This is a genomic window from Exilibacterium tricleocarpae (assembly GCF_007004655.1).
In the GTDB taxonomy this organism is placed as follows: Bacteria; Pseudomonadota; Gammaproteobacteria; order Pseudomonadales; family Cellvibrionaceae; genus Exilibacterium; species Exilibacterium tricleocarpae.
The window spans coordinates 221,540-247,285 of record NZ_ML660094.1 but is presented as its reverse complement, the minus strand read 5'-3'; the positions used below and the strand labels follow the sequence as shown (position 1 = coordinate 247,285).

The following is a 25,746-nucleotide window of genomic DNA, read 5'->3' as shown; positions in this document are numbered from 1 at the left end:
CGTTAAAACCCCGCCGCCTGGCCGTCCTTGCGCGATTCGGAGGCGCCGTAATAGACCCGCTGCCGGCGGTCGTACCAGATGGCCTGGTAACCGCCGTAGCCGCCGTGATCGTACTCGACCCGATGCCCGCGCTGCAGCAGCCCGCGCACGGTGTCATAGGGAATACCGGACTCCAGCGCCACCCGGCCGCCGTCACTCAGATAGGCGGCGGCGCTCTGGGTCGGCTCGCTCGAGCCGAAGTGTTGCCAGCGTGGAGCGTCGCCGGCGGCCTGCAGATTCATGCCGAAATCGATGATATTGACCAGAATCTGCACATGGCCCTGGGGCTGCATGGCGCCGCCCATCAAGCCGAAGCTCATCACCGGTTCACCGTCTTTGGTGACAAATGCCGGAATGATGGTGTGAAACGGCCGTTTGCCCGGGGCATAGACATTGTTGTGCTTGGGGTCCATGGAGAACATCTGCCCCCGGTCCTGCAAGCCGAACCCGAGTCCCGGCACCACCACGCCGGAGCCCATGCCCCGGTAGTTGCTTTGAATCAGTGACACCATATTACCCGCCGCATCGGCGGTGGTGAGATAAATCGTGTCGCCCTGGTACAGATTAGGGTTGCCGGCGTCGACCCGTTCGGCGGCCCGGGGGCCGATCAGCTTGCGCCGCTGCGCCGCATAGTCCTTGGACAGCAGGCCCGCCAGCGGCTGGCTGGCAAAGGCGGCGTCGTAATAGAACTTGGCGCGATCTTCAAATACCAGTTTCTTCGCCTCGATCAGCGTGTGCAGCAGTTCCGGGCTGTTGTGGCCCATGGCCCGCAGGTCATAGGCCTCCAGAATATTCAGCATCTGCAGCGCGGCGATGCCCTGGCCGTTGGGCGGCAACTCCCACACATCGTAGCCGCGGTAATTGACCGACATAGGTTCGACCCATTCCGAGGTGTGTTGTTCCAGGTCCCGCTTGCGGATATAGCCGCCTTCGCGGCGCATGAAGGCGTCGATTTTGGTGGCGATTTCACCGCGGTAAAAGGCGTCCCGGCCGCCGCTGGCAAGCAGGCGGTAGGTGTTGGCGAGGTCGGGGTTGCGAAACAGCTCGCCAGTGGCGGGCGCCCGCCCGTCAATAGTAAAGGTGTCGACGAAGGCACCGGGCTGGCGGCTGTAGATGTCCAGGCGCCGGCCCCAGTAGTAGGCGATCAGCTCCGTGACCGGAAAACCCTGCTCGGCGTAATCGATGGAGGGCGCCAGCAGGCGCGACATGGGCAGTTTGCCGAAGCGCTCGTGGAGCATAAACCAGCCGTCCACCGTCCCCGGCACCGAGATGGGCAGCAGACCGAAGGGCGGTAAATCCTCCCGTTGCAGAGCCCGTAATTCTTTTTTCAAGGCCCTGAAACTCAGCCCCAACGGCGAGCGGCCGCTGGCATTGAGGCCGAACAGCCGCTTGTCGGCAGCGCTCCAGACGATGGCATACAGGTCGCCGCCGATCCCGCAGCCGGTGGGTTCCATCAACCCGAGTGCGGCATTGGCGGCGATAGCTGCGTCAATGGCATTGCCGCCTTCGCGCAATACCTGCAGGCCGACCTGGGTGGCGAGAGGCTGACTGGTGGCCACCATGCCGCGGGCGGCGATCACCGCCGAGCGGGTGGCGTCGGTGCTGCCGGTGATACGGTCAGCCGCCGCCGCAGGGGCGCTGTCGAGTCCGCTGAGGAACAATGCGGCAGCAAGCGTTAAGGCAATCAGGGAGAACGGGGTGTTGTTATCGCTCATATCAACCTCTTTAGTGATAAACACGGGACGCTGAAACAAGTGGAGCCCCTGCGCGGGGGCCCGGGCCTTTGTAAGGCTTCTGGGCAGGGCTCCCTGCGCAGGACATGATAAAAAGACGAATGCCGTGGATGATGACGCAACATCAGCATGGCGGGCGGCCGACTGGGCGGCGCTTCGAAACGCGGGGCGGGGACTTTACCCGAGCGGAGCCGGCGTGGTGTCCCGGAAGCGGTGCGCGGGCTGGTGTCGGGGCGACAGGATCGGGTAAGACGCGTCGGGGTCTAGGCTTTGGCGGTGTTGGCACCGGCGCCGGAGGGTTTGGCGGCCCCCATACTTTGCTTGCCGCTGACACCGGATTTAATCTGTTGAATCTCTCCGCCGGTTTGCAGAAATATTTTGGTCTGCTCTGCTATGGATAATGATGTTTCGACTGCTGCTGGCTGTTTTTTGGCAGTGCTTTTCTGGGTTTTGGCAACCATTCCTCGACCTTTCATTGTTGTTTGGCAAGCCGCTATTCTACACGAATTGCGCGTATAATGCCGGGTTAGTTTTTATTAACGCAACGACAGTCACAATCCCGCCCGGCGCCGGTGTTCGTGCGGCAGGCCGCGGGTGACCCGCAGACCAACGACTGGAAGGTCCGTTGAGAGGTGATTGAGAGGTTCTTTGCGGGGTCCTTTGCGAGGTCCTTTGCGAGGTCCTTTGCGGGGTCCTTCGAGAGAGGTCCTTTGGACTGTTGCCGCCTATCCGCACAGTGTAGTGTCGCTTCGGCAGCGGGCCGGCTGACAGATACTCGTTGACTTCACTACCCAAACGTTTACAATCCCCGGGTCTGAGGTTAAGCCTGCCGCTGATACAAATCCTCTCGACGTTTTCTGTCGAGTTTTCAGGCAGTTTCTTGTGCAAAACCTTGCGCAATTTCTCGTTTTGTTTTTTCCAAGTCAGCCGTGCGGTTCTGTCGCCGTGGCCGGCGAAATCGTTCTCTACCCAACGCCGCTTTCTATATTCCCGGAGTGTGCACTGAATGCTGTCGACCCACGTACGCTCAGTCTATGGTGTAAAAGTCCTGAAAAACAGGCATGCAACTTTGAAGAAGTTGAAACGCGAAGACCGGGTGCCGACACTACACGGCCATCAGGTCTGGCAATCCAGTTATATGATCATGGACTACCTGCAGGAACACCCCCTGCCACCCGGACAGCGGATTATGGATATCGGTTGCGGCTGGGGCCTGATCGGTATTTATTGCGCCAAACACTTTGCCGGCCGGGCGTTACTGGTGGATGCGGACAGCCGCGTATTCCCTTATGTCAGTTCCCACGAGCAGCTTAACAACGTCAGCGTAGAAACCGCCCACGCCAGCTTCGACCAACTGGGCGACGATGATTTTCGTCGCCAGGACATCGTGCTCGGGGCGGATATCTGTTTCTGGCCGGAGTTGCTCACGCAACTCAAACTGCTCGTCACAACAGCTCTGCGGGCGGGGGTGAAGCAAATTATTTTTGCCGATCCGGGGCGGCCGACTTTTATGCAATTGGCCGATTACTGCAAGCGCAACTTTTCCTGCATCCTGTGCCCGCGTGAGTTGGGTGGACGCACCCGCAGCAAAGGTTATCTGCTGGTTATCGACAATTCACTGCACCGCCCGAGGATAGAGGGCGTTAACACTTAATCGAGCAGGCGATAGTCCGGTAGGGTCGTATCGATGGGCTTACCCTGGCGCAATACCAGGCGGTCTGCCTGGGGACGGGATAACAGCTCGCCGTAGGAGCGCGCTGAGAAGATAATCAGATCGGCCGGGCTGCCCACGGCGATGGTGCCGGTGTCGGCCAAGCCCATCAATTCGGCCGCCGTGCGGTTGACGGCGAGCGGCCAGTTGCTGAGATCGGAATCCAGATGTCCCAACAGGGCCGCCTGGGCGAAAACCGCGTGCAGGTCGCAGTCGCCAAACGGGTGAAACAGATCGCGACAGGCGTCACTGCCAAGGGCGATGGCAATATCCCGTTGCTGCATTTCGTGGAGGCGGGTGATGCCGCGGTAGCGAGGGGTGTGGCCGGGGTGGCGATCCTGTTGATAGAGGTCGGTGCCGGGCAAACCGATAATGGCAACGCCGCTTTTAGCCACCAGGTCCAACGTTTTTTTGACCTCACTGACATGTTGTACCGAGAGGCTGCAGCAGTGGCCGATGGCAACCTTGCCGGAAAACTCCGTGCGCAGTGCGGTCTCGGCGATATAACGCAGGGCGTGGGAGTCGGGGTCGAGGTTCTCGTCCGCATGGAAGTCCAGGTCGAGCTCTCTTTGCGCCGCCAGCGCAAACACCGTATCCAGGTGGGGAGCGATATCCGGGCCGGGGCTGCCGCTAATCGTGCATCCCAATACACCGCCGCGTTCGGCGACAAAATCTGCCAACTCTCTACCGCCGGTACCGATCAAGTCTTCCATCGCCACTTGCGAGACCGCCTGCAGCGTTATGCGATCGGCCCAGGTTTCCTGCAAGTGGGTAAACACGTCCCAGGTGAGGCGCCGTAACGACGCCGTCGACACCAGGTGGGTACGCATTGCCGCTGTGCCGTGTGCGTAGGCGCACTGCAAGGCGAAGTTCATGCGTTTGCGCAGATCGACGTCGTTCCAGTGGTTGGCCTGGTCGCGTTGATCCGCCCGGATTGCGCCGAGCAGACTGTAGTCGGTGTTGGGGGTGCGCTCGGCGCTGTGGGTTTTGTCCAGATGCGTATGGATGTCGACATAGCAGGGCCAGACCTGGGCACCGTCCAGATCGATCACCGGCATGGCGGCGCTGCTGCGTTGCAGTGGCAGACCGAGGCCGACAACGCGGCCGTCGTCAATGGCAATATCTGTCTCGACCAGCCCATCGCTGCCCGGCGCTGGCGCGTCTTTGACATCAGCCAGTGTTCCAGCGGGGACGCGCGCATGGCGCAACAGTAAATTCCCGGTATCTGGCAGTTTACAGGGTTGCATAGCCCGAGTACCTTTGATAAATCTCCAGGCGCTGGCAAGGCTGCTGCGCAGGTGGCGCCAATCGGGTCTTGTTGTAAAACGAGTGTGTGGTGCGAACGTGCAACGCTCGCGGAGCGAGCGAAGTAATAGCATGAAAATTCTCTCGATTGCAATAGAGTCGGGCTGTTTTCGCCAACTTGTCGAGGGCAGTGCCCGATGTACGGTCGCCGATGAAGCAACGGCTTGGCAGCCGCTGTCGGGATGGCATCGCTGGTTGACGTTAGCGAGCTGACACGGGATAAAGACAAATCGAGTCGGGCAGGCGAGGCTGGCGCGAGTTCGAAAAACAGGGGATACTTGCTTTTGATCGTCGCGATTGGCAGTACAACCAATAAAAACTACCCGCACTCCGACGATACACGCGGGCCAGGGGAAAAAGCTTATGTTCAAGCGACACCTGTTGCGGGTAACCCTAGTTGCCATCGGCCTGGTCAGCAGTCCGGTCGGTTTTGCTAAAAAACTCGAACACCTCAAGTATGTGCCGATCAGCAAAAAGTTAGTCTTTGCCCCCAAGACGGCGTTAGCGGATGTCTCCGTGCTGGAGGAGAGACAGTTGCTGGCTGCGGGCTACCAGCCTATCGGTGTGGTTTCGGTGGTGTTGCGGGAGTACCACTGCAAAAAAAAGGACCAGTGTGAAGCCCTGTCCGGTACCTTTGATGCGACGCGTCTGGCGCGGGAGAAAGCTGCGCAATACGGAGCCGATGTCGTCACGTTGTGGTCGGACAACCGGGATTTTGTGCGCAGCCGGTCCCCCACCGGACTGGCCAAGTTGAGGGCGCCAAAAAACTGTACCCGCAAACGCGATGAACGCACCCCGATGAAACCCGGACAGACAGCCGAGGTGGTTGAGTGTGTTGTCGAGGCGGACTATCTGAGTCGCACACTGTTTGTGGAGGCGCGGGGGATAGCCTGGCATCACAGTCGGTCCGACGACGGTTGGGATAACACTAAAGAAGCCGTCAAACAACTCGATAAACTCTTTCGACAGACCCACAAGCGCAGCTACCGGCGCGCGGTTGGTTTTGGTTATGAAGAGGCGCAGCAGGCGCCGGCGGCAACAGCCAAGGTCAAACTTTCAAAGCGCGACCGTCGCGACAACCTCGATGTGCCGAAGAAGCTGCCGCCGATGCTGGCGGCGGCCTGGTTCGGCGATATAGACGGGGTGAAACGGCAACTGGCGGCCGGGGAACTCACGGCAGACGCCGGTGCCGCCGGCAATACGGTGCTGCATTATACGGCGGTGGCCGGGCGCGCCGAGGTCATCAGCCTGTTGTTGCAAAGTGGCATGCCGGTGGCGCCGCGCAATCGCCACGGTGTCACGCCGCTGTACCTGGCGGCCCGTTACGGACACACCGAGGCGGTCAATGTGCTGCTCGATGCCGGCGCCGATATCGATGACCAGAGTCTCAACTTTATGGATTTGACCGCCGCCATGGCGGCGGCGAAATACGGCCATCGCGAAGTGTTGCAGGCACTGATGGCCCGGGGGGCGGATCTTGCCCGCAAAGACAAAGAGGGCAAAGATGTACTGGCCCACGCCCTGGCCGCCGGCCACAACCACCTGGTTGCACCACTGCTGCAGCGCTTTGGCGCGCAACCGCCCGCTGATATTTTAAGACCGGCGCTCTATGTGGCTGTGCGGGCCAATAATACCGAGGCGGTGGCGATCCTGCTGGCACGCGGGGCCGATATCGACACCCGCTACACGCCGGCGGTTTCGCGAACCTATACGCCGTTGTTGCTGGCAGTGGCGGAAAATCACCTGGAGACAGTCGAGCTGTTGTTGGAAGCGGGTGCCGACCCCAACGCCGATATTGGCGTGGGCAGTCCGCTGTCGTTGAACCTGAAAGTGCGTGCCAACACCCGCCGCGATCAGATGGAGAGAAACGCCGCGGTAGCGATGGCGTTGGTGCGAGCAGGCGCCGATAGCGATCACGGGCGGCTGGTCCGGAAAATCGTTATTCCCAAAGCCGGCCAGGATTCCGGTCACGCGGCGCTGGTCGAGTATCTGCTGGAGCCCGGCCGCCTGAGCCGTCACAACCTGGGTCTGTTGTACCGGGCGGCGGCCGCTGCGGGGCGGGTGGATTACTTGCGTAAAATCGTTGCGATGGCGGGGCCGGACAGTGTCACACCCGATGACCCGAAAGTGTTTCATGGCGCCATTGGCAGTGGTTCGGTCGAAACCATTGACTACCTTCTGACGCGCGGTATGCCGATCGATGCCGCGTTAAACCGGGCCGGGGAAACCGCATTGATACTGGCGGCAAAATACGGCCACCCGGAGATAGTCGCGGAGTTGTTGCGCCGCGGTGCCGATGTCACCAAAGCCAATAGCCGGGGGGAAACCGCTTATGATCTTGCCTATCGCGGCGAGCAATTGCGGATTGTCAAAGCGCTTGCTGCGCGGCGGGTGGCGGGGGAATAAGTCCATGTATGCAAAGTGCGTAATACGGCAGGGTTTGTTAATACTGGTGAGTGTCCTCGGTGCCTGTACCAGCAGCGTCGATCCCTATCCGGCGCACTGGCCGCCGCTGCCGGAGCGCGCGCCCGAGCAGTGTGTGATCAGGGACGGCTTTTACGCCGCGGCCACCGCCGCGGGCGAGAAGTATCGGTCTATCTCGTTGAGTACCCAGTTTGGGCTTGACGACAGGGCTGACCTGGTAGAGCTGAGAACGGACGGCGAGGGCGCATTGACAGTAGCGGCCATACGCTATGGTGAAATCATCGGGCAGCGCCGCTTTGACGCCGGCGGCTCCGGCGCGCCGCAGTGTCGCAACGGATGGCTGTTGTTTGATAGCGGTGGCTGGCACAGCGGCCAGGCCGGTGCCGGCTATGAAAGCGCGGTGCTCGGGCTGTTGTTCGTCAATGGGCATTTGATTGTCAAGACTCGAGGTTCGTTTGTGGGTTGGGTGTATATCATGCCCATGGCTGCCCGCGGTCAACGTTGGGGGCTCTATCCGTGGTTGGGGGAGGTGGACCTGCAACAGTTGAAGCAAGAGGCGCTCGAGCGGCAGAAGCGGGTGACGCCTTATTGATCAGAGACTGTTTCACCGCTGTGGGCCGGTGTCTTTACTATCGGTGTCGGCGCTGTTGTTCAGAGTCGATCTTCCGGTGGCAGGGTGCGGGGACGTAACTTCAGTTGCGTCCCCCTAGAATGGTGCCACTCCCGAATGGCACTTCCTTAAGCGTATTTGCATCAGTTTATCGATCCGCCGCCCCAGTCGCCTCGACCTCGATTCAGCGTACTGAAGGAAGGTCTGGCTCTGGCTGAAGCCTTCAGAAACTCTCGACAGCAGGGATGCTGTCGGGAAGTCCCCAGGGATGGGTTCACGACGTGTTTCTGAAGGCTTCAGCCAGAGCCAGACCGGTCAATTGGCACATATTTGCTTAAGGAAGTGCCATTCGTGCCACTCCCCTTTTTTTAAGGCACCGCTAAAACGTTCATGGATGCCGGATAAACTATACGGAATCGCAGTATACGGATAGAGGTGCTGTCGTTCACTGGGAGTGGCTCCCCTCGAAGGGGACGCAACTGAAGTTACGTCCCCGCACCGTGCTACCGGAGGGGGTGCCAGCTGATGGTGGCGTGCCTCCCTTCCCGGCAAGGACCGAATCGGTTCGCAAAGACTTCCTCAAATAAGTGTCATTCTGCTCTGACCCCACACTGCGCTACCGCAAGTGATGGCAAAAACACCCCGCTTGCTTTTGGAACAATCCCAGCTCAAAGCTGCGAGAGAATGGCGGGAATATCGGCGAAAGATTCAACTACCCGGTCCGCACCGGTGTCTTTAATGTCGGTGCCGCCACTATAGCCATAGGTGACACCTATGGTATAAAAACCGGCGGCGCGCCCGGCGGCGATATCATTGTTGGAATCGCCGATCATCACAGCGTGCCCGGCGTCGATATGAAGCGTATTGGCCGCATGTAGCAACGGCATCGGATGGGGCTTGGATTTGGGCAGATCGCCGCCGCTGACAACCAGGTCAAACGCACTGTAGATGCCCAGACTTTTCAGTAACGGCAAAGTGAAACGACTGTGTTTGTTAGTGACGCAGCTCAACTGCAGGCCCATCCCGCGCAGCTTGTCCAGGGCCCCGGCAACGCCGGGATACAGGCGACTGTGGCGCGCCAGATTTTCAGCGTAGATGCGGTTAAAGGCACTCAGTGCCGGCAGGTATAAATCGTCATCCGGTGCGGCGCCGGTGCTGTCCGCCAGGGCGCGCCGCAACAGGGTGGGAATGCCGTTGCCGATCCAGCTTTTCACCTTGTCGATACCGTGGGGCCGCAGTTGCAGCGCCGTCATGGTCATATCGACACTGTCGGCGATATCCGCAACGGTGTCGGCCAGAGTGCCGTCCAGATCGATCGCCGCCAACCTGAGTGTGCTTGCCGCCATTTAATCAACCTTAAAAAAGCGGTCGCGCTGCCAACCGGCTTTTTAGTAATTCATGTGTTCAAACTGACAGGCGACGCAGCCCAACATGCTGCGGGTCGCGGCTGAAAACCCGGTGACAGCGGCCACCGGCGGCGCGCACTGGTTAAGCCGCGCCGGTGTTATCCCATCAGGTTCGCAGGACTGCGCAAAGTACGGGATTTTCATCCGCTTTTCAATAACCGCGGTGAGCGCCTGTTTGTCCACAGCGACCGCATGGTGTCTTACGCCGCCGATGTCCGGCACGCCCAACCCGGATGGACCAGGGGTGATGAAATCTGCCGGATTTCGCCGTCGGGATGAGTGCCGGCGGACTGCTCGTACGGGTGGTTTGCCATTGCCTAAAAGACCCGAATCGGCACTTCCGCCGGTGCCGCCAGCAGTGCTTCCAGCTCCTGATCGAGTTTTAACAGCGTCAGCGACGCGCCGGCCATTTCCAGGGAGGTACAGTATTCGCCGACATAGTTGTTGACCACTGTGAGGCCGTGTTCCTCGCATAACAGGGCCGCTTTGCGGTACAAGAGATAAAGTTCACTGACCGGGGTGCCGCCGAGGCCATTGATCATCAGGGCAACCCGATCGCCGCTGTTAAACGGTAAGTCGTCATGCACCGCCTGAAAAAGTTGTTCGATGATGGCATCGGCGGGTTGGAGCTTTTCGCGGCTGCGGCCCGGTTCGCCGTGAATGCCGACACCCATTTCAATCTCGTCCGCGCCGATGGCGAAAATAGGTTCGCCTTTGGCCGGCGGCGTGCAGGAGCTGAGGGCCACACCCATGCTGCGCACCGCGGCGTTGACTTTTTCGCCGAGGGCCACGAGTTCCTCCAGGCTTTTGCCCTGTTCGGCCGCCGCCGCGCAGGCCTTGATCACGAAGAAATTACCAGCCACACCACGGCGGCCGACTGTGTGAGTACTGTCCTTGACGGCCACGTCGTCGTCGATGACCACGACGCCGACGTTGATACCCTCGGCTTCGGCCAGCTCCCGGGCCATATCCCAGTTCATGCGGTCGCCCTGGTAGTTGTTGACCAGGTACAAAACGCCTCTGGCCGAGTTCATCAGCTTGATACACTCCAGGCAGTATTCGACCGGCGGTGCGGAGAAGACACCGCCGGGCACGGCGGCATCGAGCATGCCCCGGCCGACGGCCATCACGTGGGCCGGCTCATGCCCGCTGCCGGAGCCCTGGATAATCGATACTTTGTCGTCACTGGGCATATCGCTGCGACAAATCAGGTTGTATTGCGGCACATATTCGAGCTTGCCGGCATTGGCCAGCACCAGACCTTCGAGCATTTGCGGAACGAAATCGTGGGGGTCGTTGACAAACTTTTTCATTTACCTCTCCTCCCGGCAGTGGAAAATAAGATGCTGCTCAGTGTTGGTTGACAGCCGCAACAGGCTGTTTGTACTGCGTGAATCAGCGTCTGGCGGCGCCATCGAAGGTGTTGTTGATAGCGCGCATCATGGTGGCGATGGCAACGATGCCCGGGTCGGGCGTGCCGATGCTGCGCGCGCCGGTAAACGATTGGCGACCGCGTTTGGCCTCCCAGGCGCTGGTGGTCTCGATTGCCTGTTCGGCAACCGCGGTTAGTGTCTGTCGAATCTGTGCGGCTGCAGTCGGTGTATCGACAAACTCTTCCAGTTTATCGGTCATGGGAATCAGCGCGTCGAGCAGTGTTTTGTCGCCGGCTTTGGCGCCGCCGCGGGCCATAATGCCGTCGATGCCGGCCCGTAACATAGCGACCAGATCGGCGATTTGCAGCGTCTCCTTGTCCTTCGACAAGAGACCGGCTTTCATAAAGCCCGTACCCCAGATCGGCCCCGAGCAGCCACCGACCTTGCCGGTGATAATCATGCTGATTTTAAGCAGGAAGTTGCCAATGGAACTGCGGTCGAGTTGCTCCCAGTCATCGTTGACGACTTGAAAGCCGGCGGCCAGTGATACGCCAAAATCGGCATCGCCGGCAGCGGCGTCGAGTTCGCTGAAGTACTTTTCGTTCTCCAGGGCGGTGACTGCCATGGTTTTTACTACGAGGGCGACATCGTCGAGTGTTGTTGTGTTCATGTGTTTTTTCTACCCGTCTGGTTGGAAGCGGGGTGGGAGGCCGAGGGCCCGGCGGCAAGCCGCTGTATATCCGCCAGGCCGATACGGATATCGTCGCCGTCGCCCAACTCGGGGACGATGAGTGCGGCTTCGGAAAAGTCTTCGTTTTGGGTGTAGCTGCTGGTGGTCACCAGGCAGTGCATGCCGGCGCCCGCGGCGGCGAGCAGGCCGTTGCGACTGTCTTCGATCACCACGCACTCGGCAGCGGCCAGATTCAGTTTTTGTCGAGCCAATCGATAAATTTCCGGATCGGGTTTTTTGCGGGTCACCACATCACCGGCCAGAATAAATTCAAACCTGGCGCGCCGCTCGGCGCCGAGCAGGTTGACACAGCCGCCGACCGCCTTGAGATTGGAGGTGGAACAGACACCGAGTTTGACGCCCGCCGCAATTGCCTCATCGACGATGCGCGCGATACCGGGCCGCAGCGCCAGTTCGCCGCTGTTGATGATCTGCATGAACTGTTGGGTCTTCTCTGCGTGCAGGGTCTTTATAAAGTCCGTTTTATCGCCAATGTGGTCCGGCCAGCCAACCTGTTCAAAGTAGTTTTGCATGCGCTCCTTGCCGCCGGCGACCCCGAGCAGGTCGCCGTACAGCGCCGGGCTCCAGGCGGCGTTTATACCGAGGCGCTTGAAGGCCCGATTGAACGCCGGCCGATGGCCGTCCCGTTCGGTATCTACCAGTACACCGTCGCAATCGAAGATCAGCGCCTTGAGCATAGGGGTTGTTTCGCCTCCGATAAGGCCGGGTCAGTTGATGGACGCGACCAGGGCCGCGCCTTTGCCGGCACCGCCAAACAAGGTCATTTTCGCTTTGAACAGTTCTTTCAGCGCCTCGAACTGAGCGGTGAGGTAACTGAGCGGTTCATAGTTGCCGGGATGGGCAGCCTGGTGGGCGACAAAACTGTCGATAAAGACGTGTTTCAAATGGGTCGAGATATTAATCTTGGCGCAACCGAGGTCGATACAGCGTTTAAAGGTGGCCTCGCTGAGGCCGGTGCCGCCGTGTAGCGCCATGGGTGTCTGGGTGCGGCGATTGATTTCTGCGATCAGTTCGAAAGCGACTTTGGGTTCGCGTTTGTAATTGCCGTGGGCGGTACCGATTTGGGCGGCGAAGGCGGAGAGATTCAGCGCCTGGCAAAACCGTTGTGCCTCCTCGGGGTCGGTCAGCATGACGCTCGCTTCATCCACCACCAAATCCTCCTCGACGCCGCCGATCTCGCCGATCTCGGCCTCCACGCCGATGCCGGCCTGTTCGGCCCAGGCGACCACCTGGCGGGTCAGCGCCAGGTTTTCCTCGAAAGGTTTGTCTGAGGCGTCAATCATCACCGAGGTCCAGCCGCTGTCGATACAGCGGCGGATCATATCCATATCCTTACCGTGGTCCAGGTGCAGTACCACCGGCACCGGCGAATCGGCGGCCAGCTCCCGCATCCAGCCCGCCAGAGCGGTATGGCCGTAATAGCGAATGGTTTTGGCCGATGACTGGATAATCACCGGCGCGTCGATTTCCTCGGCGGCCCTGACCATGGCCTTCATCGAGCCGTAGTCAACGGGGTTAAACGCGGCGACGGCAAACTTCTCCCGTAACGCCGTTTTGAGGACCGGCTCTAGGCTTACTAGTGGCATGATCTCTCCAGGTCGTCTGAATGACTGTGCAGGGCAGGTCGTAGTTTTGATGTAGAATATATAACAAAAAAAATTATAATTGCAAATAAAATAAAATTGCTACATTTCGGCAGGCGTTGATATCGGCCTCTGCTGGCGCGTCTGGGCGGTGGAAAATCGATGGTTTGCCGAGGACAAAACGACCGTTGAGCCTAGTTTGGTCACATTCGTTGGCTGGTTTTCGCCTTCGCATTACACACCAACCGTTTTCTGCCGCCGCCGTGCCCGGCGGAGGGCAGTCAGATTGCACGGAGTGCTGTCTCTAACGGCGGCTGTGCTGACTGGGGGCTCAGACCCCGCAACAAGGCACACGCGAGAAGAGCCCGGCTCAAGAACTCGGCTGTTGCTGCGTCCGAGGCAGGCGCCGAGTGTTCGCCGGCCGCTTCAATTTGTGCGCTGCATGCCGGCGGTGATTTTGTCAAAAAGTACTGCGAAAAAATTGTCGGTAAAAACACGTCGAAAGGCGAGCACAGGCGCAATACGAGCGTTGCTGTAGCGTTGATCCATGTCAAACCTCAACCGGTGAATGCTGTAATAATAGCCGCATCTTGCAAGAGGTTGCCCCATTGTCTTCGAAGTTTTCCCTATCCAAAGGTTGGTTGATTGCCATCGGTATCCTGTTGGCAGTGGTGTTGTGGATGGTGTCGGGTCCGGCCGACCACAGCGATCAGTCCGGGTCGGATGCGGCCGAGTCTCTGCCTGCTGCAGCCACCGCGCCGTTAGTGGAGGTCCGCGAATCGGTGGCGCAACCGATGACCAACCAACTGTCGTTGGCCGGCAGAACCCTGGCCGACCGCACGGTGACTGTCAGAGCGGAAACGGCCGGGCCCGTGCAGGCACTGTTGGTGGAGCGGGGTGTGGCGGTGGCGGCCGGCGATGCGCTGGTGCGCTTTGCGATTGAAGACCGGCAGGTGCGGTTGTTGCAGGCGCGCTCCGGGCTGGCGGAGGCCGAAGCCAATCACAGTGCAGCCAAAGCGTTAAAGCAGCAGGGTTATGAGGCAGAGACGGCACTGGCCCGCCAACTCGCCGCGCTGGATGCCGCCAAGGCGGCGGTGCGGGCGGCGGAACTGGAGCTGGCGCGCGCCGAAGTCAGTGCGCCCATTGCCGGGGTGGTGAATGAGCGATTGGTGGAAGTGGGGGATTTTGTCGAGCGCGGCGACCCGCTGGCGGTGATTGTGGACCTGGACCCGATGCGGGTAGTGGGGCAGGTATCGGAGCGCTATCTGGGACAAATTGCCGTCGGCATTGCCGGTGAGGCACGCTTGCTGGACGGCGAGCAGCGCAGCGGCGAGGTGCGCTACGTCGGGCGTATTGCCGATGAAGTGACCCGCACCTTTCCGGTGGAGTTGGAGGTTGCCAACGATGACGGACGACTGATTCAGGGCATCACTGCGGAACTGCTGTTACCGGTGGAGCAGGTTTACGCCCATTACCTGCCGCCGTCGGTGCTGACCCTGGCCGACGATGGCGTGTTGGGGATCAAGGCGGTCAGCGACGGCGCCGTGCGCTTTCACCCTGTGGAGATCGTCGGCAACAGCAATAGTGGCGTCTGGCTGGCGGGTCTGCCCGCGCGTTTGCAGGTGATTACCGCCGGGCAGGCGTTTGTGCGCAACGGCCAGCCGGTGACTGTGGCTGCGGCGGACCTGAACTGATGCGGCTGATCGAAAACGCACTGATTCGCTCGCGCACGGTATTGGCCGTCCTGTTGTTATTACTGGTTACCGGCACGCTGTCCTACATCACTATTCCCAAGGAGGCGGCGCCGGATGTAGATATACCGATTAACTACGTGCTGATGCGGTTGGACGGTATTTCCCCGGAGGATGCCGAGCGCCTGCTGGTGCGCCCGATGGAAGAAGAATTACAGCGGGTCGAGGGCGTAAAGGAAATGACCGCGGCCGCTTACGAGGGCGGCGGCCATGTGGTGCTGGAGTTTGACGCCGGCTTCGACGCCGACCAGGCGCTCGAGGATGTGCGCGAGGCGGTGGATAAAGTGGAGCCGGATTTACCGCCGGCGGTGGACAAGCCCACCGTTCACGAAATCAACACCAGCCTGTTTCCCATTCTCGCCGTAACCCTGTCCGGCCCGGTGCCGGAGCGCACCCTGGTGCGCCTGGCCCGCGAGCTGCAGGACGATATTGAAGCGATTCCCAGTGTGTTGAACGTGGATATCGGCGGCGACCGGGAAGAAACCGTGGAAATCATTATCGATCCGCTGCTGGTGGAAAGCTACGGACTCAACGGCGGCGAGGTGGCGACGCTGCTGGGCCGCTCCAACCGGCTGGTGGCCGCCGGTAATATCGATACCGGGCTCGGGCGTTTTTCGGTAAAAGTGCCGGGTGTGTTTGAAAATCTCGAGGATATCCTGAATATGCCGGTGCAGGTGCGCGGCGATGCGGCGGTGCGCTTTCGCGATATCGCCCGCGTGTACCGCACCTTCAAAGACCGCGACGGCTATGCGCGCCTCGACGGCGAACCGGCGGTGGTGCTGGAAGTGTCGAAACGCACCGGCGAGAATATTATCGATACGGTGGATCGGGTGCGCGCAGTGGTGGATGCCGCCAGCGCCGAGTGGCGCGGGCCGATTCGCGTTTCCTATCACCAGGACAGCTCGACGTTTGTCAAAGACATGCTCAAAGACCTGGAGAACCATGTTCTCGCCGCCGTGTTGCTGGTTATGATGGTGATCGTCGGGGTACTGGGTTTGCGCTCGGCGGTATTGGTGGGTATCTCCATTCCCGGTTCGTTTCTCACCGCGATTCTGGTGTTGTCGCTGCTCGATCTGACCGTCAACATGGTGGTGTTGTTCGCCTTGATCCTCGCTATCGGCGTGCTGGTGGATGCGGCGATCATCGTCGTGGAGTACGCCGATCGGCGCATGGCGGAGGGACGCGATAGCCGCGCGGCCTATATCGAGGCGGCCAAGCGCATGGCCTGGCCGGTTATCGCCGCCACCGCCACCACCCTGGCGGCATTTCTCCCGATGCTGTTCTGGCCTGGTGTGGTGGGTGAATTTATGCGGTATTTTCCCATTACCGTGCTGGCGGCGATGACCGCCTCGCTGTTTATGGCATTGTTGTTTGTGCCTACACTGGGTGCGTTTATCGGCAAGACCGGCGCCGTCTCTCAGGCTCAGATGCGCACCCTGGCGGCGGCCGAAGACGGCCGGCTCGAGGTGATCACCGGTTTCGCCGGCCTTTACCTGAAAGGGCTGCGGGCGGCGCTGGCACATCCGGGTAAATTACTGCTGGGCGCGCTGCTGATCTTGATTTTGGCGTGGAGCGCCTACGGTCACTACGGCCGCGGCGTCGAGTATTTTCCCACGGTGGAACCGGATTTTGCCGCGGTGCTGGTGCACGCCCGGGGCAATCTGGCTGTGGACGAGCAGGACGCCCTGGTGGGTAAAGTGGAAAGGCAGATTCTGACGCTCAGTGACGAAATGAAGGGTGTTTACACCCGCAGCGGCGCCGGCGTGGTGGGCGCCGGTACCGACGTGGCCGAAGATGTGATCGGACAGATAACCCTGGAGTTCGGTCACTGGGAGCAACGGCGCAAAGCGGCGCAAATCCTCGCCGATGTGCGCGCATTGACAGCCGCTATTCCCGGCGTGCGGGTGCAAATTCGCGAACAGGAGCCGGGCCCGCCGATCGGCAAACCCATACAAGTGCAACTGGCGTCCGCCGCGCCCGAGTTGCTGCCGGCGGCGGTTGCCGAGGTCAGGCAGTTTTTGGAAACGCTGCCCGGCGTGGTGGATATCGAGGACGACCTGCCGGTGCCGGGTATCCAATGGGAGTTGAGTATCGATCGGGCGCAGGCGGCCAAATTCAACCTCGATCTCACCGCGGTAGGCGATGCCACCAAGTTGGTGACCACCGGGTTGGAGGTGGGCACCTACCGGCCCGACGACAGTGACGACGAGTTGGATATTCTGGTGCGCTATCCGCCGGCCCAGCGCACGGTGGAACAACTGGATAAGGTGCGGGTGGTAACGGCGCAGGGTGCGGTACCGGTCAGTAACTTTGTGACCCGCACACCCCAGCCCAAAGTCAGCACGTTACACCGCGCCGATGGGGAGCGGGTGATGACGGTGCGGGCCGATGTGGCGGCCGGGGTGCTGGTGGACGACACCATGCAACATATCAAACGCTGGGTTGCCCGCGATGCCGACCTCGATTCCCGCATTGCCGTGAGTTTCAAGGGCGAGGATGAGGAACAGCGTGAAGCCCAGGGGTTTTTATTGCAGGCATTTGCCATTGCGCTGTTTATCATGGCGATTATTTTAGTCACGCAGTTCAATAACTTTTACAACGCCGCTTTGATTTTGTCCGCTGTGGTGCTGTCGACTGTCGGCGCTTTACTAGGGCTGTTGGTGACGGACCAGGCCTTTTCCACTGTGGTGACCGGCACCGGGATGATTGCGTTGGCGGGTGTGGTGGTCAATGACAATATCGTTTTGATAGACACCTTTGATCGCTTGAAACAACGTTACGCCTCGACCAGTGAAGCGATTTTGCGCACCGGCGTGGCGCGGTTGCGGCCGGTGATTTTGACCACGGTGACCACCGCGCTGGGGTTGATGCCGATGTTGCTGGGTATGAATATCGACCTGATCGAGCGGCATATCTCCATCGGTGCGCCCGCCACCCAATGGTGGCGCAGCCTGGCCACAGTGGTTATTTTCGGACTCACGTTTGCCACCGTGCTGACCCTGATCGTGACACCCTGCGCGTTGCAGTTGCGGGAAAATATCCGCAGCGGCTGGCGGTGGCTGCTGGCTTCTAAAAATTCCCGGCGCTCTGCGTTGTCTCCTTAACCCAAGTGCGAATCTCGGCGCGCAAGCGCGGCAGGGAGCGCACGCCGGGTTCCAGCACGATATCGTGGAACGCCTTGAGGGAAAATCGTTCACCCAACGCTTTACGGGCCAGTTCGCGTTCGCAGAGCAGCAAATCGGCCCCGAGCATATAGGCGAGCGACTGGCCGGGCATGGCAATATAGCGATCCACTTCGATTTCAATCTCGGTGCGGGACAGTGCGGTGTTTGCCAGCATAAACTCGACAGCCTGCTCGCGCGACCAGCCCCGCAGGTGTAAGCCCGGTTCGACAACCAGGCGGCTGGCGGCCCACAGGTGTTTGGCGATCATTCCCTGCCGATCAAAAGGTGTCGAATACAGGCCCATCTCGTCGGCGAGATATTCCGCATAGATAGCCCAGCCCTCCAGAATGCCCGCATTGTAACCGGTGGACGATTGTTCGCGGGGATAGGTAAACCATAGATGGTGACCCGGTATCCCCTCGTGGAAAGCGATGACCTCCGCCATCAGGCGCCGCTCGTTGGGACGGGACGGGTTGATAAGGTAGCGGGCCGGTGCCGCGTCTCGGGGCCTGCCGTAAAAGCCCGCCGGCGCCGATGCCTGCAGATGTTGCGGCATGGCGACCACGACTATCTTGCTTTGGGTCCGCTTTGTGAATACTGACGGGGCCATGCTCCGAGCCCGGGCCAGTGCGGCCTCTGAAATAGCGGTCAAATCGTCGGCGGTGGTGTGATCATTAGCAGCCGCCGAGCGCAGCCGCGCGAGTATAGTGTCCACCGTGTCGCCGTTGTTTCCCGTTAACAGCAGTTCGGCGCGGGTGTCCCGCAGCAGTCGCCGGCCTGCGGCTTCAATCTCATCTGCCGGCAGACTTAACGTGGTCCACCAGGTGACGGCGTCGGCAAAGCACCCCGCACCGCCGTCGATCTTGCCGAGACCCGCAAACGGGCGGGCCGCAGGCAGGTATTCGGCGCGCAGAAACTGCTCGAACCCGGCGACTGCGGGCGCAATCCCTGACTTGACGAGTCGGTTCCAGCGCCTGGCGTTTTCATGCCCGGTGTTTTGGAACAGGTAGCCTGAATCTGCGGCGGCCAGATCGGTGGCCAGCGCCTGCACTTGCTGCTGCACGCGCAGAACAACAGCGCGCGGTGCCGTTTGCTGTGTTCGCAGGCCCAGACGCAGCCTGTCGATGGCTGCCGCCAGTGCAGCCGGCACGGCGGACCAGGTTGCGGCGGCCTGCGCCGCAGTTTCGGGCCCGGCTGCAATAACGTCCTGCCATTGGCGAGGCCAGGTTGCCTGCCAGCCGCCGACCTGGTTGAGGTAACGCAAATCCGTCGCGCAGTGAGCCAGTGCCGGGGCGGCAAAGCCGCTGTCTGCGATAAGCGGTGGTGTGGCAGCGCAAGCCGTCAGCACGGTTGTCGCCAGAATTAGCAATAGTGGTTTCACGCCCGGTGTCCTTTCGTTGGTCAAGCAGCGGGTTTTCGGTTTGATGTATAGATTTTTACAGTGTGTAGTGCGGTCACCAGACACTGTAATGAATTCTATGCCGTTCGCCGCGTACCGAGATTGCTTATTTTGGCTGGTCCGCAGAGGGGGCGTGGTGGTGGCGACGTCGATAGGCTCTGGAGAAGGACGATAGTGCCGAAAAGCCCAAATCCTCGGCGATGGTGCGTTGTGGTTCGCCGGCACCCAAACGCTCACGCGCGGCATCGAGCCTCAGGTTCTGGTGAAACCTTAGCGGCGGTGTGCCGTAAACACGGGCAAATGATCGGTTGAGATGGAAGCGGGACAGGCAGCAGGCGCTTTCAAGTTCGCGCAGGGATACCGCTCTGTCCTGCGCCTCGATCAGGAAGGTTCGCGCAACTTCGAGGCGTGCAACCAACTCGCGTTGCGTGCTCTGCCGGCGGCAGGGCAGGTTTGCGCGCAGATGTGATAGATAGACCGTTGTCTCCGCGAGCGATGTCGCCAGTACATCGGCGTCCGGATCGAGTCTATGGTTGGCAACGGCGAGCATGGACAGACCCAGTTGCGATCCGTTGAGGGGTAGCCGGGTGGTGGTGACAGCCGGGACTTCGCCATCACCGCCTTCCAGGTCTGCCGATATCATTTCTGCTGTCAAGCGGTGAACATAATCCACATCCATATAAAAACAGCACCCGACCGCAGAGGATGCTATCGTGAGTTCGAGTTCCTCAGCGGGTGCTGTGATGAGGAACTGGCCTTGCCGAATAGAAAAGCGGCTTTCTGTGCTCGTGTAGACCTCCGCTCCCGACAGCAGCATTTTGGTGGAGATTTTGGGTGAACACACCTGTGTCTTGCCTCTGGAAAGATGCGAGCGGATGATGTAGCTGGCGTTCGCAGGTGGTTGCTGAATACCTTCGTAGCTGTCGACGAAAAACGGCCTCATAGTCTTTCCCGGAGTATAGGTTTCTTGATAAAAATGCCGGACACGGGTATCGGGTTTTTCCCGTTCTCTTTGTTCCGGCAATTATTCCCTCAGTGTGTGATGTTGTGGATCTTTAAGGCGCTGTAGCAGCAGTATTTTTAATGGTATTTTGATTTTTGTCCATGTTTTCTTGCTGTGAGAAAGGTGACTTTGTGGCGGTTTGGGACAAGGTGGTGAACTTGCACCGCTTTGACCTCGAGCAGCCCCTACCTTTGGTTAACGGCTATCAGTGAATACAGACGCATCAACCACTGGTCCGGGGTTGCCGTGGGTCGTTTTCCAACCGCTCTTATTGTATCTGACTACCGTATCCGGTTACTATTCGAAGGGAATGGCACCGCCTCAAGTCGCTACACTGCCGGGCGGGAGCCCGAGCGAAATGAGGAACAGGTGAGGAAGTGAGTAGAGGAATAAGTAGAGGAATAAGTAGAGGAATAAGCAGAGGAATAAGCAGAGGAATAAGCAGAGGAATAAGCAGAGGAATAAGCAGAGGAATCCAATGAGAACGCGGGTAAGCTCAGGTTCCCCTCTGGAAGAATCGATCGGATTTTCGAGAGCATGCAGAGTGGGGAATATAATATCTGTCGCCGGTACGGCTCCCATTGAGAATGGCGAAACGGTATATATTGATGACGTCTATGGCCAAACCAGGCATTGTTTGGCACTATCCATTCGAGCTATTGAACAAGCGGGTGGTCAATCAAAAGACATTATTCGAACCCGTATTATGCTGACCGATATATCGCGTTGGGCTGAGGCGGCAAAAGCCCATGGAGAGCTGTTTGCTGAAATCAGGCCGGCCTGTACGTTTGTTGAGGTGAGTCGCTTTATTGAACCGACGTGGCTGGTGGAGACGGAGATGGATTGTGTGCTCGAATAGAAATAATGAATCCCGGTGTTTGCCGGTCACTTGCCAGGCGTCCGCCAAATTGGGCTTGCCCCAGTTCCCGGTGACGACGTTAATTGAGACAGGGTGATTTATGTTTCGTATTTTGCTGCTGGTTTTTAGTGTTGTTAATTCTCCTGTGGTTGTTGCCGACGGTTCACGGGATGTCGAGTTTATCGAGAGAGCGGTGCTCGACTATATTGAAGCCCAGCATAAAGTGAAGCCGGAATTGATAGTGCGGGGATTGGATAAAAAACTGGTCAAGAGAACTTATTGGTTGGATAAAGAGGGGAGTGAGTTCATCTTGGAGACTAACTACGGCGATATGGTTAAACTTGCCGGAAGTTACAATAAAGACGGTACCAAATTTCCGAAAAATCCAAGGGTTGAAATTAGTATACTGGATATTGACAAGCGCACCGCCTCAGTAAAGCTGACGGTTGATGACTGGATTGATTATATGCATCTCTATAAGAATAAGGACAGTGAATGGAAGGTTATCAATGTGTTGTGGCAGTACCATGATATAAATCGACACTCGAGCAAAAAATAGTCGGTGAAGCAAGGGGGCGAAAAGAAAGTACCGCTTTGTTCCGCTGTTTTACCATGGGCAAAGCGCCGGCACTGCCGAGAATGGAGAAATCGTGATAAAACCGTTTCATTTATCCTTTGTGGTTCCCGACCTGGAGCAGTCGAGAGAATTTTATGTAAACCTGCTCGGTTGTAAAGTGGGGCGTGATGCCGGAACATGGATTGATATTGTTTTCTTTGGCCATCAACTCACCCTGCACCAGGAGCGACCGGGTATGGCGGCGAGGCCAATTGACCATTTTGGTCCAATCCTTGAAAAAACACACTGGCAGTCTATTGCACAGAAGCTCACTGCCGGGGGAGTCGGCTTCCAACTGCCGCCAACCGTTAAAGGTGATGGCACCGATTTAGAGTCAGGTAAATATATCGTTAAAGACCCGGCGGGTAATCTGCTTGAGTTTAAATATTATGTGAGTTTCTCTTCTGCACTACAAATTTCACAGGATGCGGATCTGCAATAGTCGGTTTGCCTGTGTCAGGTTGCTTTCTCTACCAACAGTTGACAACGAATAAAGATAGGTTGGCGTGTTATTCGTCGACAGTTGGTCGTAAATATTTATCAAAGAAAGCCAGAACCTTGTGCTCGTACTCTTGCGGTTGGTACTGGTGCAAATCTTCATGTCGGGCGCCTTGTACCCAGTAAAGTTGTTTAGGCTCGGGCGCCAGAGAAAAAAGTTTTTCAGTTTCGTCAGGTCGGGTACGTTTATCCTCAGTTCCCGCGACAATCATTATCGGGGCTGTTAATGCCGATATGGATGAAACGGGTGATAGTGATTCAACAGCAATTCCCAGTCGGGGCTCGACCTGCCAGAGAAGTAGTGGTGCCAATAAGCGGCCAACCTCTCCCAGCCGGATTGTAAGCCGATTCTGAACGGCCTGATCCAAAGCGCTATAGACCGCCTCAAGCACCAGCGCATCCGCGTTGACCGGTTTTTCACCAAGTAATACAGCCGCGCCCCCTAACGATACGCCAACAATGCCCAGCGGCTGATCGGGCAGGCGCGCCCGCAAATACCTTAGCGCGGCGTGGACGTCATAGGACTCGCGATAGCCGAAGGTTATATAGCTGCCCGGTGTCTCGCCGTGTGCCTGCATGTCAATTAACAATACCGAGTAGCCAGCCTCATACAGAAAATAGGCCCGGCCAAGCATACTGCGGCGGTCTGCGCGAATACCGTGCAAGAGCAAAATACCGGGATGGTTTGGACGACCGGCGATAAACCACCCGGCAACAGGTGATGCTTGTTCCCGCTCAATAAACACGGACTCGGCCGGCAGATTGTCGGGTGGAGGGCCGACAATCCGCTGTTGCGGAGCAGCGATTATCTCGGCAACTACAATGGTGGCGATAGTCCCGCCGATAAGACAGATAGCGATAAAGAGTGCTGATTTACGCAAGGTTTACCTCAATAGTGTGATTACCCTGTCAGAATGCACTTTAGAAGCCGTCGAAGTCATTGTCGTCAGGACTGCTCTAGGTCAAAGCGGTCCAGGTTCATCACCTTGTCCCACGCCGCCACAAAGTCACGGACAAACCGCGCCTGGGAATCCTCACAGCCGTAAACCTCGGCGATAGCCCGCAGTTGGGAGTTTGAACCGAAGATAAGATCGACACGGGTGCCGGTCCACTTCAGTTTTCCCGTTTTGCGATCGACTCCCTCGAACACATCTCCAGCGTCCGGGACCGGCTTCCAAACCGTGCCCATATCGAGCAGATTGACGAAAAAGTCATTGCTAAGCACCTCCGGCCGCTCGGTGAAAACACCGTGTTGGGCGCCGCCGGCGTTGGCGTTGAGGGCCCGCATACCACCGGTAAGCACCGTCATCTCCGGGGCAGTCAGCGTCAACAATTGCGCCCGATCCAGCAGCAGCTCCTCTGCCGAGACGCTGTATTGGGTTTTGAGGTAGTTGCGGAAGCCGTCCGCCACCGGCTCTAACACCGCGAAAGATTCGACATCGGTCTGCTCTTGCGAGGCATCGGTGCGCCCTGGTGTAAAGGGGACGGTTACGTCGTGTCCGGCCCTCTTTGCGGCCGCCTCGACAGCGGCGCAACCCCCCAGCACAATCAGGTCGGCGAGCGATATCCGCTTGTCGCCGGACTGCGCGCTGTTGAACGCATGGCGGACCGCTTCCAGGGTCTCCAGTGCAGACGCCAGTTGCGCCGGCTGGTTCACCTCCCAGTCTTTCTGCGGCGCCAGACGAATCCGTGCGCCGTTCGCCCCACCGCGTTTATCGGAGCCGCGGAAAGTGGCCGCCGATGCCCAGGCGGTCGAGACCAACTGGGATATGGAAAGGCCTGACTCGAGAACACGAGCCTTGAGGGTGGCCACATCGCCCTCGTCGATCAGCGCGTGGTCGACGGCGGGAACGGGGTCCTGCCACAGCAACTCTTCAGCGGGCACCAGCGGGCCTAAAAGCCGGGTGCGCGGACCCATATCGCGATGTGTCAGCTTGTACCAGGCCCGGGCGAAGGCGTCGGCGAACGCCGCCGGGTTTTCGTGAAAGTGCTTCGAAATCGGTGCGTAGATCGGGTCTACCCTCAGTGCGATGTCCGTCGTCGCCATCATCGGTGCGTGTCGCTTCGATGCATCGTGCGCATCCGGCACGGTGTCCGCTGCGGCTCCATCCTTCGGCGCCCATTGCTGCGCGCCGGCAGGGCTTTTTACCAACTCCCACTCGTAGCCGAACAGCGTATCGAAGTAAGCGTTGTCCCACCGGATCGGGGTCGCGGTCCAGGCGCCCTCCAGACCGCTGGTGATGGTGTCACCGCCTTTGCCGCTGCCAAGGCTGTTTTTCCAACCGAGACCCTGCTCCTCGATGGCTGCGCCTTCCGGTTCGCGGCCGACGTGCGCCGGATCGCCGGCGCCGTGGGTTTTACCAAAAGTATGCCCGCCGGCAATCAATGCCACTGTTTCTTCGTCGTCCATTGCCATGCGGGCGAAGGTTTCGCGAATATCCCGGGCTGAGGCGAGCGGGTCCGGGTTGCCGTTGGGTCCTTCCGGATTTACGTAAATAAGGCCCATCTGCACCGCAGCGAGTGGGTTTTCGAGGTCTCGATCACCGCTGTAGCGCTTGTCCCCAAGCCAGGTCTCCTCCGTGCCCCAGTAAATATCCTCCTCGGGCTCCCAGACATCTGCGCGCCCGCCGGCGAAACCGAAGGTCTTAAATCCCATCGATTCCAGGGCGCAGTTGCCTGCCAGGATCATCAGGTCGGCCCAGGAGATGGCTTTGCCGTACTTCTGCTTGATCGGCCAGAGCAGCCGGCGTGCCTTGTCGAGGTTACCGTTATCGGGCCAGCTGTTGAGCGGTGCAAATCGCTGGCTGCCGGATGCGGCGCCGCCACGACCGTCGCCGGTGCGATAGGTACCGGCGCTGTGCCACGCCATGCGAATGAACAGGGGGCCGTAGTGCCCATAGTCGGCCGGCCACCAGTCTTGCGAATCGGTCATCAAGGCATAGAGGTCGTTGCGCACGGCATCCAGATCGAGGCCCTTGAACGCCTCGGCGTAGCTAAACGACGCGCCCATGGGGTCGGACAGGGGGGAGTGCTGGTGCAGGATGTTGAGCTTCAACTGGTTCGGCCACCAGTCTCGGTTTGAGGTGCCGCCGCCGGCGGTGTGGTCGGGTGCATGGCCCATTACCGGGCACTTGCCAGAGTGAGAGTCGGTCATAGTGTTGCCTCCTGTCGAGGGATACGTTTAATCACAGTACCCCCTGGGATAGGGACCCACCGGAGTGGATTGCGTGTAATATTCAGGTCGATCACTGTACTGGGGCAGTTAAACAACCCAGAAATCATAGGTCCAATTAATATAATCAGTCTGATTGATAGTTTTTTGTAATGGAGGTTGTGGAAGGCTTCGAGATCGCTTTCTCACTGGCCTTATACGACGTGAACAGCGGCACGGATGTCGCCTGGCGACCGGCCCCTGGCGAGATCAGCGCCCGGTGCCACTGAGGCTGCGTCCGCCCGGAGAGTTTGATCGGCGTTTCTCTCGAACGCTTCAGAGTGGAGGCTGTTTAAACAAAGTATGTCTA

Annotated in this window: 21 protein-coding genes; 8 read left to right on the top strand and 13 right to left on the bottom strand. The window is 59.1% G+C overall.

The features are described 5' to 3' along the window. Positions 1 to 2 precede the first annotated feature (2 nt). Together ggt and FKG94_RS14130 are read right to left on the bottom strand one after the other, a co-directional pair. Positions 3 to 1,754 carry a gamma-glutamyltransferase gene (gene ggt, locus FKG94_RS14135; protein WP_142904986.1) on the bottom strand — a complete coding sequence of 584 codons (1,752 nt, stop codon included), beginning with the start codon at positions 1,752 to 1,754 and terminating at the stop codon, positions 3 to 5. A gap of 281 nt (positions 1,755 to 2,035) precedes the next feature. Next, positions 2,036 to 2,233 carry a hypothetical protein gene (locus tag FKG94_RS14130; RefSeq protein WP_142904985.1) on the bottom strand — a complete coding sequence of 66 codons (198 nt, stop codon included), beginning with the start codon at positions 2,231 to 2,233 and terminating at the stop codon, positions 2,036 to 2,038. 608 nt (positions 2,234 to 2,841) lie between these two features. Between FKG94_RS14130 and FKG94_RS14125 the strand changes: the two genes are divergently transcribed. Continuing rightward, positions 2,842 to 3,426 carry a class I SAM-dependent methyltransferase gene (locus FKG94_RS14125; protein ID WP_179957652.1) on the top strand — a complete coding sequence of 195 codons (585 nt, stop codon included), beginning with the start codon at positions 2,842 to 2,844 and terminating at the stop codon, positions 3,424 to 3,426. Here the strand turns inward: FKG94_RS14125 and FKG94_RS14120 are convergent. Then, on the bottom strand, positions 3,423 to 4,730 hold the full coding sequence (locus FKG94_RS14120; protein WP_179957651.1) for a cytosine deaminase: 1,308 nt from the start codon (positions 4,728 to 4,730) through the stop codon (positions 3,423 to 3,425). The two genes, FKG94_RS14125 and FKG94_RS14120, sit on opposite strands and share 4 nt — an antisense overlap. A 421-nt stretch (positions 4,731 to 5,151) precedes the next feature. Here FKG94_RS14120 and FKG94_RS14115 point away from each other — a divergent pair, with 421 nt between their 5' ends. Both FKG94_RS14115 and FKG94_RS14110 read left to right on the top strand, forming a co-directional pair. Further along, positions 5,152 to 7,194 (top strand): ankyrin repeat domain-containing protein, encoded by a 2,043-nt coding sequence (locus tag FKG94_RS14115; RefSeq protein WP_142904982.1) that lies wholly within the window; start codon positions 5,152 to 5,154, stop codon positions 7,192 to 7,194. 4 nt (positions 7,195 to 7,198) lie between these two features. After that, complete coding sequence (locus tag FKG94_RS14110; protein WP_142904981.1) at positions 7,199 to 7,804, top strand: hypothetical protein; 606 nt, start codon at positions 7,199 to 7,201, stop codon at positions 7,802 to 7,804. Between the two features lie 686 nt (positions 7,805 to 8,490). Here the strand turns inward: FKG94_RS14110 and FKG94_RS14105 are convergent. The 6 genes from FKG94_RS14105 to FKG94_RS14080 form a co-directional block, all read right to left on the bottom strand. Continuing rightward, positions 8,491 to 9,168: a phosphoglycolate phosphatase gene (locus FKG94_RS14105; protein WP_142904980.1), complete on the bottom strand. Its 678-nt coding sequence runs from the start codon at positions 9,166 to 9,168 to the stop codon at positions 8,491 to 8,493. Between the two features lie 42 nt (positions 9,169 to 9,210). Beyond that, entirely contained in the window at positions 9,211 to 9,450 is a 240-nt protein-coding gene (locus FKG94_RS14100; protein ID WP_142904979.1) for a hypothetical protein, read from the bottom strand. A gap of 95 nt (positions 9,451 to 9,545) precedes the next feature. Beyond that, positions 9,546 to 10,541, bottom strand: coding sequence for a dihydroxyacetone kinase subunit DhaK (gene dhaK / locus FKG94_RS14095; RefSeq protein ID WP_142904978.1), 996 nt, complete (start codon positions 10,539 to 10,541; stop codon positions 9,546 to 9,548). An 82-nt stretch (positions 10,542 to 10,623) separates the two neighbouring features. Next, positions 10,624 to 11,271 (bottom strand): dihydroxyacetone kinase subunit DhaL, encoded by a 648-nt coding sequence (dhaL, locus tag FKG94_RS14090; protein ID WP_142904977.1) that lies wholly within the window; start codon positions 11,269 to 11,271, stop codon positions 10,624 to 10,626. Then, on the bottom strand, positions 11,268 to 12,029 hold the full coding sequence (locus FKG94_RS14085) for an HAD-IA family hydrolase (RefSeq protein ID WP_142904976.1): 762 nt from the start codon (positions 12,027 to 12,029) through the stop codon (positions 11,268 to 11,270). Before FKG94_RS14085 ends, dhaL begins: the two co-directional genes overlap by 4 nt. 30 nt (positions 12,030 to 12,059) lie before the next feature. After that, positions 12,060 to 12,938, bottom strand: coding sequence for a class II fructose-bisphosphate aldolase (locus FKG94_RS14080; protein ID WP_142904975.1), 879 nt, complete (start codon positions 12,936 to 12,938; stop codon positions 12,060 to 12,062). A gap of 605 nt (positions 12,939 to 13,543) precedes the next feature. On the opposite strand from FKG94_RS14080, the gene FKG94_RS14075 reads away from it, so the two are divergent. Together FKG94_RS14075 and FKG94_RS14070 are read left to right on the top strand one after the other, a co-directional pair. Next, positions 13,544 to 14,629: an efflux RND transporter periplasmic adaptor subunit gene (locus FKG94_RS14075; protein ID WP_142904974.1), complete on the top strand. Its 1,086-nt coding sequence runs from the start codon at positions 13,544 to 13,546 to the stop codon at positions 14,627 to 14,629. Next, positions 14,629 to 17,790: an efflux RND transporter permease subunit gene (locus FKG94_RS14070; RefSeq protein ID WP_246125148.1), complete on the top strand. Its 3,162-nt coding sequence runs from the start codon at positions 14,629 to 14,631 to the stop codon at positions 17,788 to 17,790. Before FKG94_RS14075 ends, FKG94_RS14070 begins: the two co-directional genes overlap by 1 nt. Here the strand turns inward: FKG94_RS14070 and FKG94_RS14065 are convergent. Both FKG94_RS14065 and FKG94_RS14060 read right to left on the bottom strand, forming a co-directional pair. Next, positions 17,756 to 19,231, bottom strand: coding sequence for a DUF885 domain-containing protein (locus tag FKG94_RS14065; protein ID WP_179957650.1), 1,476 nt, complete (start codon positions 19,229 to 19,231; stop codon positions 17,756 to 17,758). The genes FKG94_RS14070 and FKG94_RS14065 overlap by 35 nt on opposite strands. Before the next feature lie 124 nt (positions 19,232 to 19,355). Continuing rightward, a complete protein-coding gene (locus tag FKG94_RS14060) occupies positions 19,356 to 20,192 on the bottom strand; it encodes an AraC family transcriptional regulator (RefSeq protein WP_142904971.1) in 837 nt (278 codons plus the stop codon). Positions 20,193 to 20,730: 538 nt separating this feature from the next. On the opposite strand from FKG94_RS14060, the gene FKG94_RS14055 reads away from it, so the two are divergent. The 3 genes from FKG94_RS14055 to FKG94_RS14045 all read left to right on the top strand — a co-directional run bounded on the left by FKG94_RS14055 (position 20,731) and on the right by FKG94_RS14045 (position 22,169). Further along, positions 20,731 to 21,111, top strand: coding sequence for a RidA family protein (locus FKG94_RS14055; protein WP_142904970.1), 381 nt, complete (start codon positions 20,731 to 20,733; stop codon positions 21,109 to 21,111). Positions 21,112 to 21,211: 100 nt separating this feature from the next. Next, entirely contained in the window at positions 21,212 to 21,670 is a 459-nt protein-coding gene (locus FKG94_RS14050; RefSeq protein ID WP_142904969.1) for a nuclear transport factor 2 family protein, read from the top strand. 91 nt (positions 21,671 to 21,761) lie between these two features. Beyond that, the gene (locus tag FKG94_RS14045) at positions 21,762 to 22,169 is read left to right on the top strand and encodes a VOC family protein (protein ID WP_179957649.1); all 408 of its coding nucleotides are present in this window, start codon (positions 21,762 to 21,764) and stop codon (positions 22,167 to 22,169) included. A gap of 67 nt (positions 22,170 to 22,236) precedes the next feature. On the opposite strand, the gene FKG94_RS14040 is transcribed toward FKG94_RS14045, so the two are convergent. Continuing rightward, complete coding sequence (locus FKG94_RS14040) at positions 22,237 to 23,106, bottom strand: alpha/beta hydrolase (RefSeq protein ID WP_142904967.1); 870 nt, start codon at positions 23,104 to 23,106, stop codon at positions 22,237 to 22,239. A gap of 65 nt (positions 23,107 to 23,171) precedes the next feature. Then, complete coding sequence (gene katG / locus FKG94_RS14035) at positions 23,172 to 25,379, bottom strand: catalase/peroxidase HPI (protein WP_142904966.1); 2,208 nt, start codon at positions 25,377 to 25,379, stop codon at positions 23,172 to 23,174. Positions 25,380 to 25,746 lie beyond the last annotated feature (367 nt).